The sequence below is a fragment of the Leucobacter viscericola genome (assembly GCF_011299575.1).
GTDB lineage: Bacteria > Actinomycetota > Actinomycetes > Actinomycetales > Microbacteriaceae > Leucobacter > Leucobacter viscericola.
Genome location: NZ_CP049863.1, coordinates 223,405 through 247,911, shown reverse-complemented (window position 1 = coordinate 247,911; position 24,507 = coordinate 223,405). Strand labels below are relative to the sequence as shown.

The window sequence follows — 24,507 nt, the reverse complement described above, 5'->3', positions numbered from 1 at the left end:
CATCCAGGGGGCAAGGCCAAAGTCGGGTTTGGTATTGGCCCGAGGAACTGGGCTGCGTTGTGGGTTCTTGGCGGGTTCGTGCTGCTCGGCGCTCTGTTCTCGTGGTACCTGATTTCTCCGATGCTGACGGGGGAGGCCGACTACGACGGGCGCGAGATGTTCTTCCCGTTCTCGTTCCTCGCTCTGATGGCAGTGCTCGCCAGCGTGCTCCCGCACGCCTTCGTTTCTGAAGACGGCACCATACCGACGTACACCGACGACCGCTACTCGCCCGCCCTGTTCTGGTATCTCGTGGGCATGATGGCGCTCTGCGGTCTACTGATTGCACTGGCACCGGCCATGGCGCTTTTTGACGGCTACGACCTGAGCGCGTACGTCCAAGTTCCGAGGACTCGTTCCTGGGAATCCAGCACCGCTCCGCTGTGGCTCGTGGCACCACCGTACTGGGCTGGGTCCGCTGTGCTGTTCTTCTACATTGTCCGAGGCGTGTGGCGGCGCTTCACCCGACCGATCCCGTTTCGTTCTTACCGTGGGGCACGAAAGTAGGCCCGGTTCGGCCCGTGAGGGGCTCTCGAAGTTTGCCTAGCGGCTCGCTCGGAAAGCTTCAAAGGCCTCGGCGGAGGTTTTGCTCGGGGTGTATCCGAAGCGCTCTATGAGCGCCGCATTGCTCAGCACCGGGCGATAGCGCACGAAGTTTACGCGGGCCGCCGTGTGCGGGGTCAGGCGCAACGCGTGGCCAACCGTGAGTCCCGCTGAAAGCAGCCAGGCCGGCAGCGTCAGATTGCGCTTGCCCATGCGTGCGGCAATGTTCTGGATCGTGAGAGCGCCGGTTCCCGCCACGTTGAAGATGCCGGTAACCGGGCTTGTCACGGCCTTAGCAAGTACCGCTGCCACGTCACTGTGCCAGATGAACACGTAGGGGGAGTCACTGCCCGCAATCGCGAGCACCCGCTTCGCATCGAACAGTGCGGTGATCTGGTTCTGCAAGCCCTCTCCGAGGATCGTGCCGATCCTGAAGATGCTCTGCTCGAGCTCCGGGTGCTGCTCACCGCACTCAGCCAGCATCTCTTCGACAAGGCGTTTGTGTTTGCTGTACGAAAACTCGTCGTTGCCGCGCAGCGGGTCCGACTCAGTGAGCCACTCGGGGTTGTCGGCGTGGTACCCGTAGGCAGCGCCGCTCGAGGACACGATGATGCGCTGCACTCCCTCTGTGAGGCAGGCGTCAATCGTGTTGCGGCTGCCGGTGACATCGACCGCGTACTCCTGCGCCTCGGTCGTCTGTTTGCCGGGATTGACGATCGAGGCGAGGTGGATCACGGTTGTGATCCGGTGCATGCGCAGTAGCGGCGGCAGCGCGGCCGCGTCCGTCACATCGCAGAGTTCATAACTCACGTTCGGGATCCGGTCTCCGTCGGCGGGCAGGCGAATATCTGCGCTCACCACGTGTTCAACGCCAGCGAACCTGCCCGCACCACACAGTTGCTCGATGACGGAGCGCCCCAGAAACCCGTTACCACCGGTAATGAGCACGCGGCGACCCGTCTTTGCCGCCTCAGCGTTCACGCCGCCACCTCCGTTCGCGCAACCTTGCGCGCCTCATATCGAGCGCTGTAGCGCGCCCAGAACGTTGCGAGGATCAGCCCCGCGATGATGTCCCAGATGCCCCACCAGCCGGCCACAACCGCCATGCCACCGAGCCCTCCGAAGAACGTGAACACCAGGCCGAGGCCCAGGCCAGCATTGCGAATGCCCAGCTCAAACGCCATCGCACGTCGAGCTTTGGGAGGCAGCCCGAAGCCGCGGGCAATACCCCAGCCGAGCGCGAGCGAAATTGCCTCGTGTAAGAACACCGCCACAAGCACCAGCCCAACATAGGTCATGAACAACTGCAGATTTCCCAGCAGGGCCGCCAGCACAAAACCGAGCAGAGCCAGCAGGCTGAGGCGCTTTGCCCAGGGCTGCACCCTCGCTGCAAACCGCGGCCAGCGGTGGGCGATAAAGAGCCCGAGCGCAAAAGGTGCACCGATAATCAGGGCGATCTCGATCAGCATTTGCAGCGGCTCAAGGCGCACCGACTTCAGTATCTCGTGCGCGGTTGGATGCAGCCCACCCCAAAACGCGAGGTTCGCCGGCATCGCGAAGATTGCGATCACGTTTGAGATGGCGGTCATTGACACCGAAAGCGCCACGTCGCCCTTGGCGCGATAGGTCAGCACCTGTGAGACGTTGCCGGGTGGGCAGCAGGCGACCAGGATCAGGCCCAGCGAGACCGAGGCCGATAGCCCCAGCAAGATGGTGAGTCCAAACGTGATCGCAGGCAGCAGCAAAAACTGGGCCGCAATCGCAACGATAATCGCCTTCGGGTTTTGGAGCGCCCGTCTAAAGTCTTCGAGTTTGGTGTCGAGGGCGATCCCGAACATCACAAACGCGAGCACGGCGCTGAGTGCGATCAGCGATCCGGGGGTGAAGTTCACCGCGGCCTCGTCGATGTTCATGACTGTTCCACCAGTGTGCGTGCCGGTGCTGGTGCCTCTGCGCGCTTCTTCGCGAGTTCCGCGGTCAGCGCCTTCACGGTGGTGCGGTAGGTGTGCTTGTCGACGTAGTACGACATGCGGTCGAGCCCGAGGTAGCGGTAGCCGCCCGTCAGGTCGGGCCAGGGTGCCGCTGCACGATCCCGAACCACCTCGGCCGTGCCGTCTTGCGCGTCGACCCCCGCGAGATAGCTCGCGAGCAACTCCGCCTGCTCGGCGCGGCCTTCCCACCCGATGCCGGAGGCCTCGATCATGCCAAGCACGTAGATACCGTTGAAATTAGGGGTAAACATGTTGAGAAAGAGTTTGGGGCAGGCACCGATCCAGTTAAGGTGCTTCTTTTCGATGTAGGGGTAGTCGAGCACGTAACCGGTTGCGAGCATCACGAGGTCGTAGTCGGCTCGGGATCCGTCAGCGAAGGTTGCGGTGTGCCCCTCGAAGCGGGTGATGTCGGGTCGGATCTTCACGTCGCCCTGACCCGCGTGGTGCAAGATGAGGGTGTTGACCACCGGGTGCGACTCGTAAATGCGGTACTTGGGTTTCGGAAAACCGAAGCGCTCAGGTTTGCCGGTGAAGGCTTTGAGCAACCGGGAATCCACGGCCTGCTTGATGGGACGGGGGAGCGGCTTGCCCTGAGTGAGGGTGTCGGTCGGTTTACCGAACATGTATTTGGGCACAAAGTAGTAGCCTCTGCGCACGCTCATGTCGACCGACTTCGCGTAGTGCACCGCGTCAACCGCGATGTCGCAACCGCTGTTGCCGGCGCCGATCAGCAGCACGCGTTTGCCCTCGAACACGCGCGGGTGCTTGTAGTCGGCGGTGTGCAGCAGCTCGCCGTCAAACTCCCCCTTGAGTTTCGGGATCGAGGGGTGCGCGAGGGTGCCCGAGGCGAGAATGACTCCGTCAAACGTGTCTGCGTGCTCGCCGCTCTCGTCTTGGTAGTTGACCTGCCAGCGGTCGCCTTCGGGCTCTACCGAGTTGACCGTAGTGTTGAAGCGGAAGTGCTCGCGGAGATCGAAGGCATCGGCAAAGTCGTCGAAGTATTCTTTGAGTTCGCGGTGGTTCGGGTAGTCCGCGCGCACCTTGGTCATCGGGAAGTTTGCGAACTCGGTTGTGTTGCGCGACGAGATGAGGTGGGCTGACTCGTAGACGGTGCTGCGAGGGTTCGTGATGTCCCAGAGTCCGCCCACGCCGTTCGACGATTCGAACCCGACAAACTCGACGCCCTTCGCGAGCAGTTTCTGAGCTGCCGCGAGACCGGTCGGCCCCGCGCCGATCAGTGCGTATCGTTTGGGCTGGGCTAGCATTGGCTACTCCTTCGTGGCCGGATTTCCGTGTTCGACGCTGCCCGCTGACGGGCGCATCACACCAACATAGTGGATGCCACTCCATACCGCGGCCACCTGCGTTAGGAGCCTCGCGTTGCAACGAAGGTTAAGGGAGGTCAATGCGCGGCCAACTTTGGTTCCCGTGCGGCTGGAACTAATCACTCAGAGCCACTGTCGGCGAAACACGTGCCGCACGCCAAGCTGGATAGATACCCGCAACCGTTCCGACCGCGAGTGTCGCACCAACCGCAGCAGCTGGTACAAGCGGCGGAATTGCAATGGGCCACCCGTTTGCAAGCGCAAACGCAGCAGTTGCAATTGCACCAACCCCGACTCCGGCCAGACCTCCCATGGCCGAGAGCAGCAAGGCTTCACCAAGAAACTGTTGCCTGATGTGTTTGCGTAACGCGCCCAAGGCCCGCCGCAAACCGATCTCGCGTCGCCGCTCCATAACCGAGATGATCATCGTGTTTGCGACTCCAATGCCACCAACGAGCAACCCGAGCGAACCAAGCCCGAGCAACAAACCCGTGAAGGCATCATCTGCCGCATCTTTGGCGGCAAGCGCGTCCGAAGGTCGCGACACAGCAACACTCTCGGGCATCTTGGGATTGATCGTTGCGGGTAGAAGCTTTCGAACAGCGGCCACCTGGTTCTCCGCCGATCTCAGATAAACACGCGTTGGCTGCTTGTCGTACGCGAGTCGCTCAGCGGCAACGTCAGCGCCCACGAGAGCGGAGGTATCGAGTTCGGGCGCAAGCGGAATCTCTTCAAGAATCCCGATAACAGTGAACCACTGATTACCAAGCCACACCTGGGTACCGGGGGTATCCACACCAAGTCGAGTTGCAGCCTTGGCTCCAAGAACGACGGTCGGATACTCGTCTGTCGCAGCGCTCAGCCACGCTCCTGCTCGAACCTTTGCGCCCGTAACGTCCAGAAGATCCTTATCCGCGGCTTTCACCTCGAGCCCACCCGTCTGTGCTGGGTTTATGTACGAATTGCGATAGATGAAGGCCCCAGGAACGTTCCCAACGCCGGTTGCGCTGCTCGCCCCCGCAATTCGAAGCGCGCGCCCAACCGCATCCTCAACGAGGGGAGTATCCCGCCCAAAGGCGTCTTGTCCGCCCTCGATCGTGAGCAGGTTGGTGCCAAGCGCGTCAAGTTGTTGCTGCAGTTTCGCCTGGCTCGACGAAGAGATTCCAATAACCGCGACCATAGCCGCGATCCCAATCGCAATACCCAGCGCCGAGAGAATCGCGCGCACGGGCCGCGCCCGCATGCCAGCGATGCTTAACCGAACAAGGTCGGTGCTGCGGAGCCGTGAGCGCTCCGTGGGGATTCTGCTTCGCCGCCGCGAGGCCGCCGGTCTCCAGGAGGTTCGTTTGCGGATCATTTCTTTGCCTCCGCTTCTACAAGCAAGCCGTCGCGCACTTGCACGCTACGCGGTAAAGATGCCGCGAGTTCGCGGTCGTGAGTGATCATGACAATTGTGGTTCCCACTCTGTTAAGTTCGTGAAGAATTCGCATCACTGCTGCGCCCGAAACGCTGTCGAGATTGCCCGTGGGCTCGTCAGCGAGCAATATCTCGGGCTTGCCCACGGTTGCGCGTGCAATGGCCACGCGCTGACGTTCCCCTCCCGACAGCTGTTGAGGCTTGTGGTTTAGCCGATGTCCCAGCCCCACCTGTTCGAGCGCACGTGCCGCCGCCGCAATTCGTTCTCCGCGGCGCAGTCCCCGATACAGCAGGCCATCCGCGACATTCTCATGAGAAGTCCTGCCCTCATTGAGATGAAACTGCTGAAACACAAAGCCGATCCGGTTCGCCCGAAGCCCCGAGAGATCATCGTCACTCAGCGACCCAACATCTTGAGACGCGATCGAGACCTTCCCAGAAGTCGGGCGATCAAGTGTGCCAAGGATATTGAGGAGCGTTGACTTACCGGAACCAGAAGGTCCGACAATGCCAACAAACTCGCCGCGTTCAACCCGGAAGCTCACACCTCCAAGCGCCTGGGTCGGGGGTGAACCGTAACTGCGGGTCACCCCTTCAAGCACAATCATGCTTCCGGCACCACGACTGTGGTGCCCTCCGCTATCTCGTCACCCGATACTTCGACCATGCCCCCGGCAAACAGTCCTGTCTCAACAGGCACCTGTTTGGTTGTTCCGTTGGATCGCACGATCTCTACCCCGGTACCGCCGCCACGAAGGGCGAGCAGAGCGCTCACTGGCACGGAGAGCACATCGGGTTTAGTCTCGCTCGTGAAGAACACGCGGACAGTAGCCTTATCGAAGCCTTCTGCCTCGTCTGGCTGGTCAAGCGTGATTGAAACTGGGATGATCGTCGGTGCTTCTCCGTCACTCGGATTGTTTGTTTCTTGCTCGCGCGGCGGATCCACTGCGGTCACGGTGCCACCGGTGCGTTTACCACCCGGCAGCTCCACTTCAACCTTGGAATCGAGGACAGCTAACTGTTGCTGTGCCAGTTTGACCTCAACCGACACGGCCTTTTGGATGGAGGTTGCGCTTATGACCGAGACACCGGGACCGGTGGCGGATCCCGAAGGCAGTAAAACGCTCGCAATTCGTAGTGGCCCGGGGGAGAACACAACCTCACCAAGCCCGATCTCTCCGGTAACTTCGCGATCATTCGCCTCCTGCCAGAGTCGAATGCCGTAGCGGGTATCAGCATCAAAATATTCATCGGGTTCCGACCAGAAGAATCCGAGATCCCGCAGCGCAGTTTCTAGTTGAATCACGTCGGGGCCGGGTTCCATCTCGATCGCAAAGGAACGCCACTGAGGCAACTCACCGATGAGGAGGATTACGGGAACATTGTCGACAGCAAATAGCGTCTCACCCTGGTGCACAATAGCGCCCGGGGCCGGGTGAGAGGTAAGGATGCCAGCCGGCCCCTCGATCTTTTGTTCGCCGATGTAACTGAGCGTTCCTGAGATGAGCGTTTGCTCAACCAGGTCGCCGCGAATCACCTTTACGGTGTTCCTCTGGGGCATCTTCTCGGATCGGCCCTCGACCGGCACGCTTGACAGTGTGACCCAACTCATTCCTCCTGCAAGGGCGAGCACAATTGCCGTGCCCGAGATCACCAGTAGCCAGCGCCGGCGAGCGCGCTTTTGGGGAGCGTCCGCGCTCACAACAATGCCGCTCATCGCTACTCTGCCGTACTCATGGTGATCGAGCCCGATCCACACTTTTCGAACAGGTCAGGCGAGATGCCCTGTGGCAGGTCGAGCATGCTTCCTCGCGTTGGGTCTTCAACGTCGACGCCCTGCTCTCGTAGGCACTTCGCGAGTTCTAGATTGTTCTTAAACATCTCCTCCTCGTTTGGCATGTTGCGCTTCGGGCCCTTCGCCATCGGTGGGTCACCGAGCTTGCCACGGCAAACGCCGTCGGCGGCGCTAAAGGCATCCATGCCGCCCAACGATTCGATGTCCAGAGCCGCCGCTCCCTGTGAAGGATCGGAGGGAGGGTCGGGATATTTGATGCCTTCTTCTTGCATGCAGGCCGAGTAACTGATCGACCAAGCTTGAAGATCTCCCTCGTCGGTTTTTGTGGATTCATTCTTTTTACTCTCGGGGCCGCGGTTGAGCATGCCGCGAGCGCAAACACGATTGTTGGCACGACCAAGAGTGCTGCGAGTCGGCGGGAACGGTGTGGCTTCATCATGGTTATCTCCTCTGGGGATTGCTGTGTGTGGAGGGCGTTGGTTCGCCCAAAACCCATTTCACTGAACCAGCGGTCACGGGAGCATTAGGGAAATCGCAGATCTTTTCTTAACCCCTCCCGTGCTTAACTGAAGGCGGAGGTAACACGTGCGTGTATTGATAGTTGAAGATGAGGGATACCTCGCTGAGGCCATTCAGACGGTACTCAGGCGAGAGTCCATCGCGGCCGATGTAGCACTTGACGGCACGGCAGCGCACGAAACGCTGAGCCACACCTCGTACGACATCGTGATACTCGATCGCGATCTTCCGGGTATGCACGGCGATGATCTCTGCGCGTGGATCGCGCAAGAGCTACCAGAAACACGGGTACTCATGCTCACCGCCGCCGGTGGTATGCAGCAGAAAGTCGATGGGTTCTCGATAGGCGCTGACGACTATCTGGCAAAACCATTCGATTTTCCAGAGCTCATTGCTCGCCTCAACGCACTCAAACGAAGGACCACACCTGCGCTCCCACCCATACTCGAAGCGCACGGTGTGACGCTTGACCCGTTTAGGCGCGAGGTGTTTCGTAAAGGCCGCTACGTAAAGCTAAGCCGCAAAGAGTTTGCTGTGCTTCGAGTACTGATGGAAGCAAGCGGCGGGGTAGTGAGTGCTGAACAGCTACTCCAGCGCGCCTGGGATGAGAATGCCGACCCCTTCAGCAATGCAATTCGCGTCACCGTGTCGACACTGCGCAAGCGCCTCGGTGAGCCACCATTTATTCATACTGTGCCAGGCTCGGGCTACCGCGTCGGTTCGCCCGAGATGCCCCATGCATAAGCGATTCAGGCTCACGATCAGAGCGCGGCTCACACTAAGTTTCGCCCTGTTGTTCGCGGTTGGCGGTGGACTGATTGTGACTCTTCTGAACGTCTTCATGCGTTTCGGCCCAGTGTGGTCACTCACAGGAGCACCTGCGCAGAGCGCGGATCCCTCGACCGCACCCACCGCTCCAGATAGCCTCCCGTTTCAAGATCTCAATGACGGCACCAGCATGACAACATCGATGGCACCAAACATCGAGATTCGTAACTCAAGCGACGTATTGAACACCCTCATGTGGTCGTCGATCATTGCGCTCATTCTCATCGTGGCAATCGGATCGGTAGCCGCGTGGTTTCTTGCCGGCCGTTTGCTGGCCCCACTTCATACGATCAACGAAGCGGCGCGATCTGCAACGCCCGACAGGCTCGACCGCAGGGTCGGCTTGACCGGCCCTCGTGATGAACTCCGCGAACTATCTGACACGCTCGACGAGATGCTTGCCCGGATCGAGCGAGCGTTTACGGCACAGCGGTTGTTCACCTCAAATGCCTCGCATGAGCTGCGCACCCCGCTCGCAACCGAGAAGGCGATGCTCGATATGTTGCTCGACGGGCCGGCACCCTCTGAGACGGAGTATCGTGCCGTCGCCGAGCGACTACGCGAGGTCAATGCGCGCAGCATCGCGATGGTCGGAGCGCTCCTCGAACTCGGTCGAGCGCAGGGGCTGCGCGTCGCGAGCGGTGTTGGCGAGGGGCCTTTAGAGGGCTCAGCGAACACCGAGGGCATCAATCTGCACAACCAACATGCGTCTCAATTGCTCGCCGATCCACTTGCACGATGCAGGGAAAGCGCAGCAGAAATTCGGATCGCGGTTCACGTTGACGTGTCGGACCACATGGTCGCTGCCCATCGGCAACTGGTGGAACAGCTACTCGACAATCTGTTGCAGAACGCAGTGCGCCACGGCCTAACGGGTGGCGATATGTGGATCAACTGGTCTGCGAAAGGTGAGGTATCGATTCTGAGGGTGAAGAACGTTGCCAACCCGATACCAACCGCAGAACGCGAGCGCCTGCTTGAACCCTTTGTACGAGCTGAGGCCCGAGTGCGCGGCGCGGGAGGCAGCGGGCTCGGGCTCGCGATCGCGAGCGCCATCGCCGAAGCCCACGGCGGCACTCTCCTCATCGAGAAAACTGCACCCGACAGGTTCGCGGTCCGCGTCGAGTTGCCACTTTCCGAGCAGTCAGTACCGGCTCCCGAGTAGGTCGCGTAGCTCAACAGCACTCCCAAGAAACTGATGGAGCGGCCACGGCGGAGTTTCCGATTTCCTTGACCAGGTCAAATGAACGAGCACTGTCTCATCTTCAGCCGTTGCCAGCACGTCGTCCTGAGGTTCAACTTCCGCGATCACTTTCCAGTATCGACCGGCAAGAGGGTGCGTATCGACTATCTCCTTTGACAATTCCTTAGCAAGCATCGCCGCGCGCTCCGGATCATTCTTTAGGTCAATAAAGGGTGCGGAAATTTCAAAGGATTCAACCCAGCTCATGTTTCAAGAGTAGAGGTGATATTGCTGAATAACCCAGGGAGTGTGTTAGTTCGTTTAGGGGCGAAGAAAGCTCGAGGGATCCTCGTAAATTGGCAGGTTCGCCAATGGGGAGACATCCGCCACAGGACAGTTGCTCAGATCGAGGTAGGTGAGGTTTGTTAACTGCGCCAGCGGAGTCACGTCGGTGATTTCCGTGCTGCTGAGATCCAGACTGACGAGGTTTGTGAGCCCGGCAAGCGGAGTCAGGTCATGGACTTGAGTTTCTGCAAGATCAAGGTCGTACAGATTGATCAGTGCGGCCAGGGGAGTCAGATCAGTGACGGACGTGTCCCACAGTCTCAAGTCTTCAAGCGATCGTAACCCCGCTATTGGGGAAAGGTCGCTGATGTCTGTACGCACACAATTGAGGGTGCGTAGTGAGTGCATTCCAGCGAGGTCGCGAAGGGATGTCACCGTCGTGTCACTCATGTTAAGAGTCTTAAGATTGAGCTCCGCCAACGGTGCGAGCTCGGATACGTTGGTTCCCTTGAGATATAGCGTTGAGAGCTTGCCAAGTGCCGACAGAGGCGTCAAATCTGTTGCTGGACAGCCTGAAATATTCAGGGTTGTGAGCTCGGTGAGTTCACGCAGGGGCGTTAGATCCTGGACCTGAGAATTGTTCAGGTGCAATTTACTTAAGCGCTTGAGGTTGTTTAGCGGACGAAGGTCAGAGACTGGGTTCCCACTGAGAAAGAGTTCCTCAAGATTGATGAGCGCGGCCAGCGGCCTCAGATCCGTAAGTTGGTTGCCCTCTACTCTCAGAGTTGTAAGTGTCGTCAGATTGCCTATCTTTGACACATCTGCAAGCTTGTTGCCCGACAGATCGAGTATCCTCAGGGCTTTGTACCGTTGCAACCCCGTAAGTCTTGGTACTGGGCGCCAGTATCCGAGGGAAAGCTCTTCAACCTGTTCTGCTGGCACACCGGGGTGGAATGAAGCAAGGGACTGTCGGCGCGGAGTCCGTGCACCGTTCTTAGGACGACCCCACTGCCACCCGAAAATCGCGATGGCCGCAAGTGCACCGATCAACGCGATCTGCGCAGTAACGAGGCTGTTCACGTGACGAGTCTACGCAGCAGAAGTGAGGATCAGCCCCGCTCCCGCGCACCTGCCGCAGGCGCTCCAGTGCAGTAGTTGCTCCCAGCCCGTGGTGGCATGCTGGTTCGAGGCATGACCTGCCCACCAGAAAGTAGTTCCAATAGATGATGGATTCCTTCCCCCTGCAGAAGGCGACAACCAAGTCCCGCCGCGTCCGTTCAGTCGCAGCGGCCCTGGTGGCCCTGATCCTGGGGCTCGTGCTGACCGGTTGCGCACCACAGTGGTTCTCCTCTGCTGTTGAGTCTGGCGAACTCACTTACGGATTCGGCGGCCCCGCGTCGCCAAGTTCCGATCTCGGCCGTCTCGAGCTGTCATTCGACAAGGACTCCTTTGTTCTCGTTGCGCGCTCAGGGATCGACGAGATCTCCATAACCGGTACCCCGCAGCGGGTTCAGGAGGCGCTGAAGAACCTTCAAGACGAGGGTCTTCGACAAGCCCGCCCCGATCCAAACAGCTGCCAAGACTGTGGATTCGGCGAGATCCTCGTACGCAACCAAGCAGGCACAGTCTTCACCAGCTACCCGCGCGGAAGCGAGGAAGACATCGTGCGCGAAGCCATTGAAGAAATCGTCGGCGCGAAGGCGATGAAGCAGGTGTACGAGCGCTTCCAATAACCAAATCCTTTCAGGGTCGCCCCGTAGCATCGAAGTATGGGACTTTTCCGACGCGGTAACCGTGACAAGAACACTCAAAAGCGGAACACTGAGGCAACTGCGGCGGCGCCGACCGTAACCCAAGAACAGCTGCTGAATGAGGCAGCCGCTTCGGTTCTTCCGGGGTTCCGCACGAAGGCTGAGGCGATCGACAGTGTTCGCGAGAATCTCGAGCTCCCGCTCGAGGACCAGCGTGTGGAGCAAACTGTCGAGGATGTGTGGGCTCGCCGGATCGCAGAACAGACAACCTGGGTAGGAGAGTCGGACTACGAAAAGCTCCGCTTGGCGTTTGAAGACCTGGGAGAGCAGGGGGTCATTGCGCGCATGGACTTTACCTGTTGCCAGACGTGCGGCACAGACGAGATCGACGATGAACGAACCCCGATAGAGGTTGCCGAAGGATATCCGTTCCTTGAGCGGGAGTACACCTTCTTTCACCGGCAAGATGCGGACAGGCTCGCGGATGATCCGGCGCAGCTGTTCCTTACTTACAGCTCGTGGCGCCCGGCCGATGACATCGATCCGCAGCTGCTCGAGATGGCGCGCGCCGGCGATGAGGATGCGCGATCCGAAGTCGTTGTCTTGACCGATACCGGAGTGGGCCAGCGGGTCAGCGCCGCTCTTCGCTCGCGAGGGCTCGACGTTCGCTGGGATGAAGACGTAAAAAACAGGATCGCCGTCCAGATCACTGACTGGCGCAAGCCGCTCCCGGCCTAGGCTGGCGGCCGCGGGTCTCCCGACGAAGCTCCACATCTATCTCTCGAACGGACGCTGATATGACTGATCTGACTGACGAAACCGGAACAGAACTTTGGATCCGCGCCGCCCGCGCTCTTCGCGCGGAGGCCCCTCCTGGAACCGCGGTGTCACAGTTCAGCGGCACAGTGAGCAGATCTTCGTGGGGTGGTTCATACGAGGACGACGGTGACTTTTCAGCACGATCCGACCGCTCTTCAGACGACGGTTTTATGGACGCTCTCTCCGCCGTGAATGAGGCCCAGGAGGATCGCCAGGTCGGGGTGAATATCCGGATCGAAGCCACTGGCAAAGGTGAGGTCACGCTTCTGAGGTTCCCTGCCTCGGTCGAAACCGGATCAAGCCGACCGATCAATTCGATTGTGCTCGTGCCGGGTGCGATGCCCGAAACGTTTCGACGTGAGGCTGTGCTGCCTGAGCAGCCGACTATCGAACCCAAGAGCGAGTACGTTCAGCGCATCACCGAACTCGTAGAACGACGAATGCCCGACGCGGTGGGAGCACCCGACACCCTCATTGAAGCGGTGGAACAGCGCCTCGGCGTCCCGCTTCCCGCGGAGGTCCGTGCCCTGTACAGAGCCGCGGCGAGTGGCGATCTTATTCTGAGTGACGATGAGGATGCCACCGGGTTCTACGGGTTCGACATCATTGCTCTTGACGACACCGAACAACGCGACGCATACACCCCAGAAAACCGCTTTTTCGGCTGGGCATCTAACGCAACCGAGGTGGCGGCAACGGCTCCGAGTGGTGCGGTGCAGCCTCTCGCTGGATCACCCTATTGGTTTCCTCTTGCCAACGACTGGGGCGGAAACATGTACGCCGTCGACCTCGCACCGGGGCCAGAGGGTGTTGTCGGCCAGATCCTTTTCTTAGATCATGAGCAATCTGCGGGCGCCGTTCGAATCACGGAAAGCCTGGGTGAGCTGTTGTTGGCCGACGAAGCGCCTAAGATTCCATGGGCGGAGAACCAGAATCCTGTTGTGTATGTGAATGATCGCTCCGGTAAGACCATCGCCGAGATCGCCGACGAGCCAATCGCTTCGCTCAACATCGGAGAGGTCTCAGAACCCGTTGATCTTGAACCTCTTCTCAGAGAGTCCTCACCGGCCGTTTCTAGCCTCCGCTACCTGAAAGTTGCAGCCGGAAGTCTAGCTTCACCGCAGCAGGTCTCCTCGTTCACGAACCTTGAATTTCTTGAGCTTGCGCCCGCTGAATGGAGGTTGCTGCTCGAACACGATGCGGTGCCACCAACCCTGCTCGCAGCTAGCGTGAGCGGCAACGATTTACTCACCACCGCCGAGCTGTCGAACCGACTACTCGCTGCGCGATCGCAGCCTCTCATCAGTTCCAGGGTTATTCAGGTTGACCTCGGGGCGGAAGATGCTGATCATTCAGCGGCGCCCGGTTCACAGATAGCACCGCCGAAACCACGGAAACGCCGCTGGTTCGGGCGGGGCTAACCTAACGATTCACCTCGATCGACGGATAAGTCGCGAACACCCGCGTCGTGTGGTTGGCAGGCCAGCGGCCGCAAACGATGCTCCTGTGGGACCCGATACAAACTGTTCAAAGAGGTCACCCTCCGCGAGTAACGCCGCAAGATAGCGGCTCTGTTCCGGGCTGAGCAGGTCAAGCTCCTGGTTGTCAGTGCGGAGGGGGAAGACACGAGGCAGAAAACGAGCGGTCTGATACAAGCCTGTTCCTGTTTGCCCCGTCCACCGCAGGCAACCGATAGCAGCGTCCACCAAAAGTTCCGGAGCAATATTCGCTGAAGTGAGCTGAGCAATCATGTTGGGCAAGTTGAGGTATACCGAGCGATACTCGGGCCGTTCGAGCAGCGGTTCCAGATCGGCCGCCCGCTCAAGTTCCCTGGCGAGCAGCGTGAGCGCACGTTCATCCTGCTTCAGCAACGGAGACAACGCCGCGGCGATCCTGCTGAGTCTGTCGGCATCATCCAAGTACTCAACTGGGGATTCGAACGTACCCAGCGCTCGAACCAGCACCGGACGACCGTCGGAGCTCGCAGCGGGCATCGTTGTCAGCAGCCACCTGAGCCGTTCCGCTGTTGCTTCCAAAACAGACGGCTCGCAAAGAGTTGCGAGTCTCGCCAGGGCGTAGCCCGCCGCGCCAATGGCAAGCGATGACGGTGAGGTCTCGCCGTTTTGAGTTCCGCCGCACCCCGCTAAGAACCGATCCACTTGACTCCACCAGGATCGGGCGTGCGCAAAGATCTCCTCAAACCCCCAGGCCATGCCGACCTCAAGAAGAGCTTCACCCTCATCGCCGCCCAAGCCACCGCGTCGAGTGAGGTCGACAAGTATTTCTCGCTGGTCCACCCCGTCAACAACCAGGATGCTGGACAGGTCTTCATCCACAGGCATCCCCGTGTCAGAGGGCGCGTCGGCAACGTCTGACACGAACCCAAGGATCACCGAAAGCTGATCACGCAGCGTGGGATCCTCGATTGAGCGAAGCAATAATTCCACGACCGTCGCGGTGACTGCCGACGGAGTGCTCTGGTGCAGAACTACTCCGTTGAGATAGGCTCCGGCAGCACGACGATCAACAGTATCTCCGGCAAGTCCCGCAAGCTGCTTGGCAGCGTCGTTTGCTGGCCCATAGGCGTGGCTCAGCCCAGAGAAATCGGTGGACTTCAGGAGTTCAGTGAACGGCAAGCTCCTAGCCTCTACGCCAAGAAAACACCGGGTCACTCCCGGCGAGTGCACTCGATGTTCTCCAGGCATAACTTCGCTCGCATACGAATCGTTCATGGGTGACATTCAGATATTCTGGCAGGGCCAAGACTTACCGCGCTAACCAGAAGGAGTTAGGGCATGGGTTCTCATCGATTCTCCCCGCTCGCGCCGCCGTCGACCGTGGGTGACCTCTTTACACGCATGCCCCCTCGCTTCGGGTTGCGCGGCGACACCTACCTGTGGGGAGAACTCAAGGATGTTCTGGCCGATACTCCGTTGCCCGACAACCAGTGGGATCTGCGGAAGATTCTCGAAGGCGCCTGGGAGTCCGCGACGGGAACGGCGCTCACAAACACTTCGACATCGTTTTACGTCGAGCGATTCGACCCGGGGCACGGTATGTCCGCCGGACAGGTGATGCCCTCCTGGTGGTTGCAAACGGGCATGGACATCCTGATTGATCGATTCTGCGCCTTTTCTGGCGAGCAATGAGGCCTCGTCGGTCCCGGCAACATATCTTGAAGAACGCGGGTTCTTAGCAAAATTCGGTGGGGCAGTCCATGCGTAGAAATTTGGGCTTCAATGCGGGATACTGATCGTGCTTTTCAGGCGCTGCAACACGCTGGTGCGTGAGACAGGCTGCAACGAGACGATGGAGTTGGGCATGAGGGTTTCTGAACCGGCAGGTCGGGTGAGTTTATTGACCGTGTCACTGTTGCTTGGTGGCGCGGCAACACTCGGTGTGAGCTCGGCGGCCATAGCCGCACCGGTCGGCTGCGTCCCTGATCCCGGCTATGTCGGATGCGTGGAGTTCTCCACTCCGGCAGAAGCAGAGACCTTCGTTGTTCCTGCCGGGGTGACCAGGCTTCTGAGTTCTGCCGCGGGGGCCGGGGGAGGCATGGGCACGGATCCCGTGAGCGGTGGACTTCGCGGTGATGGTGGGATCGGCGGCGCAGCCTCGGGGATCATCACGGGTCTTACTCCGGGCAGTACCCTCTGGGTGACGGTTGGAGGATCTGATGGCACCGGGGGTGGCGGCAACGGCGCAACAGACTCGACCGCTGGCTACTCTTCAGGGGCCGGTGGTGGGCTTTCCGGAGTGTGGTCAAGTGACCCACTTGGACCCGCACCGACACCATTACTCATCGCCGGGGGTGGCGGCGGTAGCGTTTCAGTCACGGCGGTTCCGCAGATTCCGTCCGGTGGAGACGGCGGCGGCGAAGTCGGCACCGCCGGAACTCACCAAAACCTCGACCCAGACCCCGCGCTTCGAGGCCAACCGGGAACCCAAACAGGCGGTGGGGCAGCAGGTCAGGGCGGTAATCCAGGTACCGCGTTCCGAGGCGGAGATGCCGTTACTAACATCAGCGTTGTGAGCGGTGGTGGCGGTGGCGGGTACTACGGAGGCGGCAGCGGAGGGCTCGCGCCCGACGCTGGAGGCGGGGGTGGTGGATCCGGGTTTCTCGCTTCGTCGGTGACGGGCGGGGCTCTGACGACGGGTGGTGGAGCAGCGACTGAAACGAATGGTTCGGTTCGTCTGCAGTGGGCGGCCCTTACCGGCCAGCTCTCGGCAGCCCCAGGCCAAGTCACGTTTGACGAGGGAAAAACCGGCGTCTCAACAATCACGCTGAGCGTTTCCGAGGGCGGCGTACCTGACCAGCGGGGCGGGCGCTCCGTTGCGTTTACCTCAGACTTTGGCACCCTCAGTGGCGTTATCGACCACAGCGACGGCACCTACACAGCAACTCTCAGTGGAACCTCGGATGGAACCGCCCGGGTGAGTGCAACGGTTGATGGTCAATCAGCCGGCGACACTTCCGTTGTGTTTGACGCGGTCGCGGTGCCAGGCACGCCCACGCCGACGCCCACGCCTACGCCTACGCCGGGGCAAGCAGGGATCAAACAACCAGAGCTCCCGGAGACCGGTTCTGCTGCCCTTACTCCCGCGGTGTTGACCGCGGTGACGCTGCTACTCACCGGATTATTGACCACTCTTTTGCGACGCACTTCACGAAGGCGCAGCTAAGTGCGGTCTCTCAGACGCCTAAATATTGCAGGAGCGCAGCGGCAGCGGGGTTGCTCGGCTGCTGTTCTCGAGCGAGCAGTGCAACAGTGCGGTGGGGGCGCGGGGCTACAAAGGGGATGGAGGCAATTTCAGGGTGCTGCGCAAGGCTCGCTGGGATGATTGCCGCACCGAGACCTCGTGCGACAAGCTCGATGAGTAGCTGAAGCTGGGCCGTATGGACAACGATCGTCCGTTCAATGCGCGCATTAGCGCAATACCGCGAAACAACGGCCTCAAGGCCGGCACCGGCCTCGAAGTTCACGAAAGGAACGCCAGCGAGTTCCGCAATGGCGACCTCGTTTCGATCCGCAAGCGGATGATGCTTCGACACAACAACAACCAGCTCTTCGTCGTGCGAGCTGAGAGTAACCAAGCCCATAGGTTTCGGATAGTGGTCTCGGGCAACAACGGCAAGGTCGATATCGCCAGCCAGCAGGCTGTCGGTGAGTTCATCGACGGGCGCCTCCCGAACAGTAATGCTGACCCCCGGGTGATCAGTGTGAAAGCGACCGAGCGCGGCCGGAAGGTCAATCCAGGTAAGGGCCTGGATCGTTCCGATATTTACCTGCCCCTTGCGATGGCCCATAACAGCAGCAACGGCACCCCGCGCCGCGTGGGCATCACCAATCATACGAATCGCAAGTGGCAGCAGTGCCTGCCCCGCCACTGTGAGCGCAACGCGCCGCGTTGTTCGTTCGAAAAGCGCAGTTCCGACGTCTTGTTCGAGGCGATTGATCGCAGAACTGAGCGTCGATTGTACGGTGTGGACCTCTCGTGCTGCCCGTGTAAAGCTGCCGTGGGTAGCGACAGCGATGAAGTACTCGAGTTGACGCAGTTCCATAAGCCCAATATATCGACAAAAGCGATAGAAGTCATCACAAGAATTCGCGTCAATTCAATGGTTTCGGTGAAAATTGATCGAAACATTAGGGATAATAGAAGCGGGGAGGTAGGACTCGCCAGTACTGCAGGACTGGTGACTCTCGATTGAAGATAAACCACTCGTAGAAGGAGACCATCATGGTCTATACCCGAATTACTGCAGAACCGTTCGATCTTGAACTTGATACAGATTCAACGGCCTTGCTCATCATCGACATGCAGCGCGACTTCGTTGAGCCGGCTGGATTTGGTGAGATGCTGGGCAACGACACTTCACCGCTTCAGGAAACAATTGAGCCCACGCGTCGAGTGCTTGAAGCAGCCCGCAAGGCAGGCATGTTTGTGATCCACACGAGGGAGGGCCACCGCCCCGATCTCGCGGATTGCCCACCGGCAAAACTGACGCGTGGCGGCACCACGTTCATTGGCGAAGACGGCCCAATGGGCAGGGTCCTTGTTCGCGGCGAGAAGGGCCATGACATTGTGCCCGAGCTTGCCCCGATCGAGGGTGAGCCGATCATCGACAAGCCTGGCAAGGGCTCCTTTTACGCCACGGATCTTGACTTGATTCTGCAGAACAAGGGCATCAAAACGCTTATTGTTTGCGGAGTGACACTTGAGGTTTGCGTGCACACGACGGTGCGCGAGGCAAACGACCGCGGCTACGAGTGCGTGGTGCTCTCTGACTGCACCGGCTCGTACTTTCCCGAGTTCCAAGAGGTCGGCCTGAAGATGATCAAAGCACAGGGTGCGATCTTCGGTTGGGTCTCGGACTCGGCTGCGGCTCTTCGCGTTCTGAACAGCTAGCACGACCATGTCGGCGATGCCCCTTCTCAACAAGGAGGCAAAGCGCCACGAACGTGCCCTCTCTCGCGGCCACGCGGTACCAGAGGGCACGTTCACCGGAGTCGTGCACAGCGTCTTTGCACACTCCTGCAATCTGGCAGTTGCCGGAACGCTCCTGACGCTGCAAGACAGCGCCAACCTACACTCCCCAACATCGATTCGAATAGCCGGGCATGCTGGTCGCCGCTGGCAGCCCTCGGTCGCTCCAGGCCAACCAGTTTGGTTGGCCGACGGCCTGATCCGCATTGGCGGATCGGGGGAGAGCACCTACACCCTCGATATATCTGGCGCGGAGGTATGGCGCCCGCATCACGCGCTACAGTTTGCGACGCTGAACACCGCTACCACGGTTCAGCTTCGCAGGGTCGTGCACGAGCACCCGGTAGGCGGCGGAAATCGACCGGATCTGTGCGCCGCGGTCGACGCCCTGCGCAAGATTCTCGCGCAAAACGCGACCTGCTCGGCAACGAGCGACGAGCTGGCCACCGCGGTGGGGGCCCTCATCGGTCTGGGGCCAGGTCTGACTCCTTCGGGGGACGATCTGCTGGTTGGCCTGCTGGCCACACTCGCGAGAAGCGGTGGTACGTACGCTCGCGACGTTGCCAACGAAGTGGCCGCGGTCATTGCGACGCGAGGCGAAGCCACGACCGATGTCAGTCGCCACTACTTGCAGCTTGCGACAGAGGGAAAGTTCAGCCAACCACTCACCGAACTGCTCGACGCACTCACCCGGCCCGACCTGGTGGATCTGCAAAGCACTTGCATTCAGCACGTGCTCGCTGTCGGCGCCACTTCGGGGGCAGACGCGATCGCTGGAATCGTGCTTGGCCTCTCTGTGCTGGCCGCTGACGAATCAAACGTTTCAACAAAGGAGAAAGCACAATGACGGTTTCCGAACACCGTGTGTATCCCAACTTATACAAGGACTCAGTCGCCCTTATGGCGATCACCGCGGCCGTTACCAAGTTAGAGGGCATCGAGGAGGCTTCGGTTGTCATGGCCACCGAAGCAAACCGAGCCAACCTACGCCGAGTAGGACTCGCGGATGACAGCTCGGCGGGCCCCAACGACCTGCTTGTTGTGGTCCGCGGCGCAGAAGAAGCACGCACCCAAGCGCTCGACCTGGCTGAAGAGCTCCTCACCAAGGAGCGCAGCGGATCAGAAGAGGGTGCCGCCGAGGAAGCACCCCCAGTGAGCCTGAAAGCTGCTGCATCCCGCTACGGCGATTCCACACTCGCGCTGATCTCGGTACCGGGGCAATATGCTGCCGCCGAAGCACTCAAAGCGCTTGAGCTTGGCCTTGACGTGATGATGTTCAGCGACAACGTTCCTGTTGACCAGGAGATTGCCCTGAAGCGCTACGCGGATGACCGCGGTCTGCTGGTCATGGGGCCTGACTGCGGAACGGCGATTGTGGGTGGAGTACCGCTCGGATTCGCGAATGCAGTGCGCCGCGGTTCAATCGGCATCGTAGGGGCATCGGGAACCGGAACCCAGGAAGTTGCAACCCGGATCCACCACCTCGGGGCTGGCGTCTCGCACGCACTCGGCACCGGCGGCCACGACCTATCAGCCGAGGTCGGTGCAATCTCCATGCTGCGCGCCATGCGCGGGCTAGAGGAAGACGAAGCGACCGACGTGATCGTACTGGTCTCAAAACCACCGGCACCCTCCGTTGCCGCTCGGGTTCTTGATATGGCACGCAGCTTAAGCACCCCCGTTGTCGCCGTGTTTGTCGGCCCGAAGGACGCGGGTATCGATACCTCCGGCATTGTGATGGCCGACACTCTCGCGGGTGCCGCCGATCTCGCTGTGGCCGTTGCGGCGGGGAAGGATCCGGTGCAGATTGCAGAGTCTTCCCTGCCAGTCGCGCTGAGGGCAGAAGCTCTCACGCGTACCCCCTCGCAGAAGTACCTGCGCGGAGTCTTCTCCGGTGGCACATTCTGCTATGAAACGCAGTCCCTCTGCCAGCAGGGGGGCGTCGTTGCGGCGTCAAACACCCCGGTTGCCGGCAACAAGATGGCTACTGACCTCTGGCACAGCGAGGGTCACACCATTCTTGACATGGGTGATGACGTGTTCACTCAGGGTCGCCCACACCCAATGATCGATCCAACCCTGCGCAATGAGCGGATTACGGCCGAGCTCGGCGATCCCGAAACCGCGGTGTTGGTGTTTGATGTGGTCATTGGTTACGGCGCTTCAGCAGACCCGGTTTCGTCGCTGATTGACGTGCTGGAAACCGGCCGTCGCGCTGCCGCTGCCGCGGGCCGCACCGTTTCACTCATTGCACACGTGTGCGGTACTGAGCTCGATTCTCAAGACCGCTCAGCCGTTGTCGAGCGCCTGCGCGACGCGGGCGTATACGTCGCCGATAGCAACGCCGAAGCCGCGCACTGGGCACTCGCAACGCTCAACTCACAAACCCCGTCAGGAGCAAACTCATGATGCACCTACTTTCTCGAGAGCCCGAGGTGCTGAACCTCGGCCTAGCTTCTTTTGCTGACGACATCATCAGCGCCGGAGCAACCGCCCACCAGCTCAATTGGCACCCACCGGCAAATGGAGATGCTGCAGCCGGCTGGCAGCTCGCCAAGCTGATGGGTGATGATCGTGTCACCGAAGCGAACAAAATCGCTTTCGACCGCTACCTGAGCGCTCAGCCTCGTTTGGTCGACGTCGCTCTTGCAAGCGACGTGATCGACGACATGGCCACCACGCGGCTTATCTTGCACGCTGGCCCGCCGATCGCGTTTGCCGATATGTGCGGACCCATGCGCGGCGCAATCACTGGCGCCATCCTCTACGAGGGATGGGCTGCATCCGAAGAAGAGGCGCTGGCACTCGCAGACAGCGGCGAGATCCGTTTTGCACCCTGCCACCACTACGGTGCGGTGGGGCCGATGGCCGGCGTCATCAGCCCTTCAAGCCCGCTGTGGCAGGTCGAGAACGTCACGTCTGGCAACCGGGCCTACAGCAACTTCAACGAGGGCCTCGGCAAGGTGCTTCGGTTTGGCGCAAATGGCCCCGAGGTAATCGAGCGTTTGCGTTGGATGCGCGACGAGTTGTTCCCCGCAATGCGGGGAGCGGTGCGTCACATCGGCGGGATCGACCTGAAGCCAATTATGGCCCAGGCGTTGCTCATGGGCGACGAGATTCACAATCGCAACGCCGCCGCGACCGGGCTGCTGTTCAAGCAGCTCGTGCCCGCTTTGCTCGCAACCGACCTCCCCACTGGGCAGGTACAGCGTTCGATCGACTTCATCGCCGGCAATGACCACTTCTTCTTGAACCTATCGATGGCGGCCAGCAAGGCCATGCTCGACGCCGCGACAGGGGTGCCGGGCAGCTCAATGGTCACCGTGATGGCTCGAAACGGAATCAACTTTGGGATCCGCCTCTCGGGCACGGGGGACCAGTGGTTCCAGGCACCCGCCAACCCCATCGACGGCCTGTTCTTTCCCGGTTACGGCATCGATGATGCCGCGCCAGACCTGGGGGACAGCGCCATCACCGAGACTGCCGGTGTCGGCGGGTTCGCGATGGCGGCCGCCCCTGCGATTGTGCAGTTTGTCGGGGGAACGCCCGCGGATGCAACGGCACACAGCCGACGCATGCGCACGATCACACTCGGAACGAACCCTGTCTTCAGCCTTCCCGCCCTGGACTTCGCGGGAAGTGCGGCAGGCATTGACGCACTCGCCGTGCTCGACTCCGGCACACTGCCGGTGATTAACAGCGGCATCGCCCACCGTAAGGCCGGTGTCGGTCAGATCGGTGCGGGCATCACCTCGGCACCTCAGGCATGTTTTGCGGAGGCGGTCGCCGCCCTCGCTGAAAATCTCACTAACGATTAAGGATCAGAAACTATGAACACCACACGTCTTGCCGTCAACGGCACCCTCATGCGCGGCCTTGTGCTCAACCCCAATCTCACTGCGGTCGGGGCGACGTTCGTCACTGAAACCACGACTGAGGCATGCTACCGGCTGTGGAGCATCGACGATGTTCACCCAGCAATGATCCGCGTGACAGACAACAGCGGCACCGCGGTCGCCCTCGAGGTGTGGGATGTGCCGAACGATGGCATCGCCACGGTTCTCGGCCAAGAGCCCGCAGGTCTCTCGATCGGAAAAGTTCAACTTGCCGATGGGTCAACGGTGCTCGGTGTGCTCGGCGAGCCATTCCTGGTGGAGGGAAAGCGCGATATCACCGAATTTGGTGGATGGCGTGCCTACACTGCTGCGATGACAGATACGGAGGGCTGACCCATGGTCAAAGCTGAAACCGAAGACACCACCCGCGGTAGCGCTGCCTCTGGTGCACCGGGATGGCGCCTGGCCTTGATCCTTCTCGGCATCTTGGTGACGCCGGTTGTGCTCTCCGCTCCAACCCTCGGCACGGGATTGCCCATGGGAAGCATGATCGCGGCCATCCTTGTCGGTGCCGTGATCCTCACCCTGCTCGCTTCGCTCACACTCTCAATTGGTCAGCACGCCCGGCAGCCTACGTATGACATCGTTCGGTTTCCGTTTGGGCGACTCGGTGCAAAAGCCGTAACCGTGCTGCTCGCCGTGAGCCTCTTCGGTTGGAGCGCCGTGACGGCCAACGGGTTTGGACTCGCCGTCTCAAACCTGCTGAGCACTTCCTTTGGTATCAGTGTTCCCCTTCCGATTCTGGTAACGATCGGCTGCATCATCTTTGTCGCATCAACCGCATTCGGTTTTGAGGTGATCGGCAAGGTTGCGCAGTGGGCTGTTCCGGTTATCGTCTTGATCCTTGGATTCCTGGTGTTCCAGTCGCTCTCGGCGGGGCTCAGCGCACACGCGCAGAGCGGATCCATGCCGTGGGGTGTTGCCGTGTCAACGGTTGTCGGAACGGCTATCGTGCTGGTGGTCACCGCGGCCGACTTCGGAAGCTTCACTCGTAGCCGCAAGCACGCGATCGTCGGTGCGATTCTCACCTTCTTGGTTGCATATCCGCTGCTCTATGTTGCGGGGGCAATCCCGAGCGTGCTGACGGGCAAGGGATCGTTGATTGACGCGATGGGGATCATCGCCTCGGTTGTTCCCGCGATCATTCTGATGGTGATCGCCTCGGTCACGGCTAACGCAGGCAACATGTTTCAGGGCACACTCGCCTTTGCGAACCTGTTCAACATTGTGCGCAAGAAGTGGATGCTGACTGTAGCCCTGGGCATTGGAGTGGCTGTTATTGGCAGCATGGACGTGGGCGCGTGGCTTCCGAGCTTCTTGCTCTTCCTAGGCGTCGCAGCACCTCCCGTCGCGGGTATCTACATTGTCGACTTCGCCCTCTACCGCCGACGCGGTTACGACGAGTCAGTGCTCAAATCACAGCCTGCGGTGCGACTTGACACATACGCAATCTGGTTCGCCGGCAGCATCCTCGGTTTCCTGTGCGCCAATGGCATCCTCACGATCACCTCGGTGCCCTCGCTCGACTCACTGCTGTTCAGTGCTCTGCTCTACGGGGCACTTGGGCTTATTCGGCGCCAACGAGCATAAGCGCGCTCCACCAAAACTCTCCAGACAATAGAAGGAC

The 24,507-nt window shown here is 60.3% G+C and carries 25 protein-coding genes; 14 read left to right on the top strand and 11 right to left on the bottom strand.

Features of this window, described 5'->3' with window-relative positions; all coding sequences use genetic code 11:
- The first annotated feature begins 57 nt into the window (after nucleotides 1-57).
- The gene (locus G7068_RS01210; RefSeq protein ID WP_166287728.1) at nucleotides 58-546 is read left to right on the top strand and encodes a hypothetical protein; all 489 of its coding nucleotides are present in this window, start codon (nucleotides 58-60) and stop codon (nucleotides 544-546) included.
- Between the two features lie 36 nt (nucleotides 547-582).
- Here the strand turns inward: G7068_RS01210 and G7068_RS01205 are convergent, their stop codons facing one another.
- The 7 genes from G7068_RS01205 to G7068_RS01175 all read right to left on the bottom strand — a co-directional run bounded on the left by G7068_RS01205 (nucleotide 583) and on the right by G7068_RS01175 (nucleotide 7,475).
- A complete protein-coding gene (locus G7068_RS01205) occupies nucleotides 583-1,563 on the bottom strand; it encodes an NAD-dependent epimerase/dehydratase family protein (protein ID WP_205881323.1) in 981 nt (326 codons plus the stop codon).
- Nucleotides 1,560-2,495 carry a bile acid:sodium symporter family protein gene (locus tag G7068_RS01200; RefSeq protein WP_166287725.1) on the bottom strand — a complete coding sequence of 312 codons (936 nt, stop codon included), beginning with the start codon at nucleotides 2,493-2,495 and terminating at the stop codon, nucleotides 1,560-1,562. The genes G7068_RS01205 and G7068_RS01200 overlap by 4 nt, the downstream gene beginning before the upstream one ends.
- Nucleotides 2,492-3,838 carry a flavin-containing monooxygenase gene (locus G7068_RS01195; protein WP_166287722.1) on the bottom strand — a complete coding sequence of 449 codons (1,347 nt, stop codon included), beginning with the start codon at nucleotides 3,836-3,838 and terminating at the stop codon, nucleotides 2,492-2,494. Before G7068_RS01195 ends, G7068_RS01200 begins: the two co-directional genes overlap by 4 nt.
- A 175-nt stretch (nucleotides 3,839-4,013) precedes the next feature.
- Nucleotides 4,014-5,141, bottom strand: coding sequence for an ABC transporter permease (locus G7068_RS01190; RefSeq protein WP_244304586.1), 1,128 nt, complete (start codon nucleotides 5,139-5,141; stop codon nucleotides 4,014-4,016).
- A 110-nt stretch (nucleotides 5,142-5,251) separates the two neighbouring features.
- The gene (locus G7068_RS01185; RefSeq protein ID WP_166287716.1) at nucleotides 5,252-5,923 is read right to left on the bottom strand and encodes an ABC transporter ATP-binding protein; all 672 of its coding nucleotides are present in this window, start codon (nucleotides 5,921-5,923) and stop codon (nucleotides 5,252-5,254) included.
- Entirely contained in the window at nucleotides 5,920-7,032 is a 1,113-nt protein-coding gene (locus tag G7068_RS01180; RefSeq protein ID WP_166287713.1) for a peptidoglycan-binding protein, read from the bottom strand. Before G7068_RS01180 ends, G7068_RS01185 begins: the two co-directional genes overlap by 4 nt.
- Before the next feature lie 2 nt (nucleotides 7,033-7,034).
- Nucleotides 7,035-7,475: a hypothetical protein gene (locus G7068_RS01175; RefSeq protein ID WP_166287710.1), complete on the bottom strand. Its 441-nt coding sequence runs from the start codon at nucleotides 7,473-7,475 to the stop codon at nucleotides 7,035-7,037.
- A gap of 220 nt (nucleotides 7,476-7,695) precedes the next feature.
- On the opposite strand from G7068_RS01175, the gene G7068_RS01170 reads away from it, so the two are divergent.
- Both G7068_RS01170 and G7068_RS01165 read left to right on the top strand, forming a co-directional pair.
- Complete coding sequence (locus tag G7068_RS01170) at nucleotides 7,696-8,373, top strand: response regulator transcription factor (RefSeq protein ID WP_166287707.1); 678 nt, start codon at nucleotides 7,696-7,698, stop codon at nucleotides 8,371-8,373.
- On the top strand, nucleotides 8,366-9,622 hold the full coding sequence (locus G7068_RS01165) for a HAMP domain-containing sensor histidine kinase (protein ID WP_166287705.1): 1,257 nt from the start codon (nucleotides 8,366-8,368) through the stop codon (nucleotides 9,620-9,622). The genes G7068_RS01170 and G7068_RS01165 overlap by 8 nt, the downstream gene beginning before the upstream one ends.
- On the opposite strand, the gene G7068_RS01160 is transcribed toward G7068_RS01165, so the two are convergent.
- Both G7068_RS01160 and G7068_RS01155 read right to left on the bottom strand, forming a co-directional pair.
- Nucleotides 9,602-9,907 (bottom strand): hypothetical protein, encoded by a 306-nt coding sequence (locus G7068_RS01160; protein WP_166287702.1) that lies wholly within the window; start codon nucleotides 9,905-9,907, stop codon nucleotides 9,602-9,604. The genes G7068_RS01165 and G7068_RS01160 overlap by 21 nt on opposite strands.
- 54 nt (nucleotides 9,908-9,961) lie before the next feature.
- A complete protein-coding gene (locus tag G7068_RS01155) occupies nucleotides 9,962-11,005 on the bottom strand; it encodes a leucine-rich repeat domain-containing protein (protein ID WP_166287699.1) in 1,044 nt (347 codons plus the stop codon).
- Between the two features lie 146 nt (nucleotides 11,006-11,151).
- On the opposite strand from G7068_RS01155, the gene G7068_RS01150 reads away from it, so the two are divergent.
- Genes G7068_RS01150 through G7068_RS01140 form a run of 3 tightly spaced genes read left to right on the top strand, consistent with a single transcriptional unit; the run spans nucleotide 11,152 to nucleotide 13,916 of the window.
- The gene (locus G7068_RS01150; RefSeq protein ID WP_166287696.1) at nucleotides 11,152-11,658 is read left to right on the top strand and encodes a hypothetical protein; all 507 of its coding nucleotides are present in this window, start codon (nucleotides 11,152-11,154) and stop codon (nucleotides 11,656-11,658) included.
- A 36-nt stretch (nucleotides 11,659-11,694) separates the two neighbouring features.
- Complete coding sequence (locus G7068_RS01145; RefSeq protein ID WP_166287693.1) at nucleotides 11,695-12,414, top strand: DUF6891 domain-containing protein; 720 nt, start codon at nucleotides 11,695-11,697, stop codon at nucleotides 12,412-12,414.
- Nucleotides 12,415-12,473: 59 nt separating this feature from the next.
- Nucleotides 12,474-13,916: an SMI1/KNR4 family protein gene (locus G7068_RS01140; RefSeq protein ID WP_166287690.1), complete on the top strand. Its 1,443-nt coding sequence runs from the start codon at nucleotides 12,474-12,476 to the stop codon at nucleotides 13,914-13,916.
- 9 nt (nucleotides 13,917-13,925) lie between these two features.
- Here the strand turns inward: G7068_RS01140 and G7068_RS01135 are convergent, their stop codons facing one another.
- The gene (locus G7068_RS01135) at nucleotides 13,926-15,131 is read right to left on the bottom strand and encodes a hypothetical protein (RefSeq protein ID WP_166287687.1); all 1,206 of its coding nucleotides are present in this window, start codon (nucleotides 15,129-15,131) and stop codon (nucleotides 13,926-13,928) included.
- A gap of 159 nt (nucleotides 15,132-15,290) precedes the next feature.
- On the opposite strand from G7068_RS01135, the gene G7068_RS01130 reads away from it, so the two are divergent.
- Both G7068_RS01130 and G7068_RS01125 read left to right on the top strand, forming a co-directional pair.
- Complete coding sequence (locus G7068_RS01130) at nucleotides 15,291-15,644, top strand: hypothetical protein (RefSeq protein WP_166287684.1); 354 nt, start codon at nucleotides 15,291-15,293, stop codon at nucleotides 15,642-15,644.
- Nucleotides 15,645-15,816: 172 nt separating this feature from the next.
- Complete coding sequence (locus tag G7068_RS01125) at nucleotides 15,817-17,178, top strand: Ig-like domain-containing protein (protein WP_166287681.1); 1,362 nt, start codon at nucleotides 15,817-15,819, stop codon at nucleotides 17,176-17,178.
- 10 nt (nucleotides 17,179-17,188) lie between these two features.
- On the opposite strand, the gene G7068_RS01120 is transcribed toward G7068_RS01125, so the two are convergent.
- Entirely contained in the window at nucleotides 17,189-18,058 is an 870-nt protein-coding gene (locus G7068_RS01120) for a LysR family transcriptional regulator (protein WP_166287678.1), read from the bottom strand.
- 179 nt (nucleotides 18,059-18,237) lie between these two features.
- Between G7068_RS01120 and G7068_RS01115 the strand changes: the two genes are divergently transcribed.
- The 6 genes from G7068_RS01115 to G7068_RS01090 are packed head-to-tail and all read left to right on the top strand — an operon-like array spanning nucleotide 18,238 to nucleotide 24,470.
- Complete coding sequence (locus G7068_RS01115; protein ID WP_166287676.1) at nucleotides 18,238-18,906, top strand: cysteine hydrolase family protein; 669 nt, start codon at nucleotides 18,238-18,240, stop codon at nucleotides 18,904-18,906.
- Nucleotides 18,907-18,922: 16 nt separating this feature from the next.
- Nucleotides 18,923-19,831 carry an oxamate carbamoyltransferase subunit AllH family protein gene (locus G7068_RS01110; RefSeq protein ID WP_166287673.1) on the top strand — a complete coding sequence of 303 codons (909 nt, stop codon included), beginning with the start codon at nucleotides 18,923-18,925 and terminating at the stop codon, nucleotides 19,829-19,831.
- Nucleotides 19,828-21,393, top strand: a complete 1,566-nt coding sequence (gene fdrA, locus G7068_RS01105; protein WP_166287670.1) for an acyl-CoA synthetase FdrA — start codon at nucleotides 19,828-19,830, stop codon at nucleotides 21,391-21,393. The genes G7068_RS01110 and fdrA overlap by 4 nt, the downstream gene beginning before the upstream one ends.
- Nucleotides 21,390-22,802, top strand: coding sequence for a YlbE family protein (locus tag G7068_RS01100; RefSeq protein WP_244304584.1), 1,413 nt, complete (start codon nucleotides 21,390-21,392; stop codon nucleotides 22,800-22,802). Before fdrA ends, G7068_RS01100 begins: the two co-directional genes overlap by 4 nt.
- 12 nt (nucleotides 22,803-22,814) lie before the next feature.
- The gene (locus G7068_RS01095) at nucleotides 22,815-23,213 is read left to right on the top strand and encodes an allophanate hydrolase-related protein (protein WP_166287667.1); all 399 of its coding nucleotides are present in this window, start codon (nucleotides 22,815-22,817) and stop codon (nucleotides 23,211-23,213) included.
- Between the two features lie 3 nt (nucleotides 23,214-23,216).
- Entirely contained in the window at nucleotides 23,217-24,470 is a 1,254-nt protein-coding gene (locus G7068_RS01090; protein ID WP_166287664.1) for a cytosine permease, read from the top strand.
- The last annotated feature ends 37 nt before the right edge of the window (nucleotides 24,471-24,507 follow it).

Bases quoted from the DNA above. Each gene is read 5' to 3' on its own strand.
- G7068_RS01125 (WP_166287681.1), top strand. From the start codon at position 15,817: ATGAGGGTTTCTGAACCGGCAGGTCGGGTGAGTTTATTGACCGTGTCA.
- G7068_RS01180 (WP_166287713.1), bottom strand. From the start codon at position 7,032: ATGAGCGGCATTGTTGTGAGCGCGGACGCTCCCCAAAAGCGCGCTCGC.
- G7068_RS01090 (WP_166287664.1), top strand. From the start codon at position 23,217: ATGGTCAAAGCTGAAACCGAAGACACCACCCGCGGTAGCGCTGCCTCT.
- G7068_RS01145 (WP_166287693.1), top strand. From the start codon at position 11,695: ATGGGACTTTTCCGACGCGGTAACCGTGACAAGAACACTCAAAAGCGG.
- G7068_RS01165 (WP_166287705.1), top strand. From the start codon at position 8,366: ATGCATAAGCGATTCAGGCTCACGATCAGAGCGCGGCTCACACTAAGT.
- G7068_RS01195 (WP_166287722.1), bottom strand. From the start codon at position 3,838: ATGCTAGCCCAGCCCAAACGATACGCACTGATCGGCGCGGGGCCGACC.
- G7068_RS01110 (WP_166287673.1), top strand. From the start codon at position 18,923: ATGCCCCTTCTCAACAAGGAGGCAAAGCGCCACGAACGTGCCCTCTCT.
- G7068_RS01115 (WP_166287676.1), top strand. From the start codon at position 18,238: ATGGTCTATACCCGAATTACTGCAGAACCGTTCGATCTTGAACTTGAT.
- G7068_RS01160 (WP_166287702.1), bottom strand. From the start codon at position 9,907: ATGAGCTGGGTTGAATCCTTTGAAATTTCCGCACCCTTTATTGACCTA.
- G7068_RS01120 (WP_166287678.1), bottom strand. From the start codon at position 18,058: ATGGAACTGCGTCAACTCGAGTACTTCATCGCTGTCGCTACCCACGGC.
- G7068_RS01150 (WP_166287696.1), top strand. From the start codon at position 11,152: ATGGATTCCTTCCCCCTGCAGAAGGCGACAACCAAGTCCCGCCGCGTC.
- G7068_RS01130 (WP_166287684.1), top strand. From the start codon at position 15,291: ATGGGTTCTCATCGATTCTCCCCGCTCGCGCCGCCGTCGACCGTGGGT.
- G7068_RS01185 (WP_166287716.1), bottom strand. From the start codon at position 5,923: ATGATTGTGCTTGAAGGGGTGACCCGCAGTTACGGTTCACCCCCGACC.
- G7068_RS01200 (WP_166287725.1), bottom strand. From the start codon at position 2,495: ATGAACATCGACGAGGCCGCGGTGAACTTCACCCCCGGATCGCTGATC.
- G7068_RS01175 (WP_166287710.1), bottom strand. From the start codon at position 7,475: ATGCTCAACCGCGGCCCCGAGAGTAAAAAGAATGAATCCACAAAAACC.
- G7068_RS01095 (WP_166287667.1), top strand. From the start codon at position 22,815: ATGAACACCACACGTCTTGCCGTCAACGGCACCCTCATGCGCGGCCTT.
- G7068_RS01140 (WP_166287690.1), top strand. From the start codon at position 12,474: ATGACTGATCTGACTGACGAAACCGGAACAGAACTTTGGATCCGCGCC.
- G7068_RS01100 (WP_244304584.1), top strand. From the start codon at position 21,390: ATGATGCACCTACTTTCTCGAGAGCCCGAGGTGCTGAACCTCGGCCTA.
- fdrA (WP_166287670.1), top strand. From the start codon at position 19,828: ATGACGGTTTCCGAACACCGTGTGTATCCCAACTTATACAAGGACTCA.
- G7068_RS01190 (WP_244304586.1), bottom strand. From the start codon at position 5,141: ATGCGGGCGCGGCCCGTGCGCGCGATTCTCTCGGCGCTGGGTATTGCG.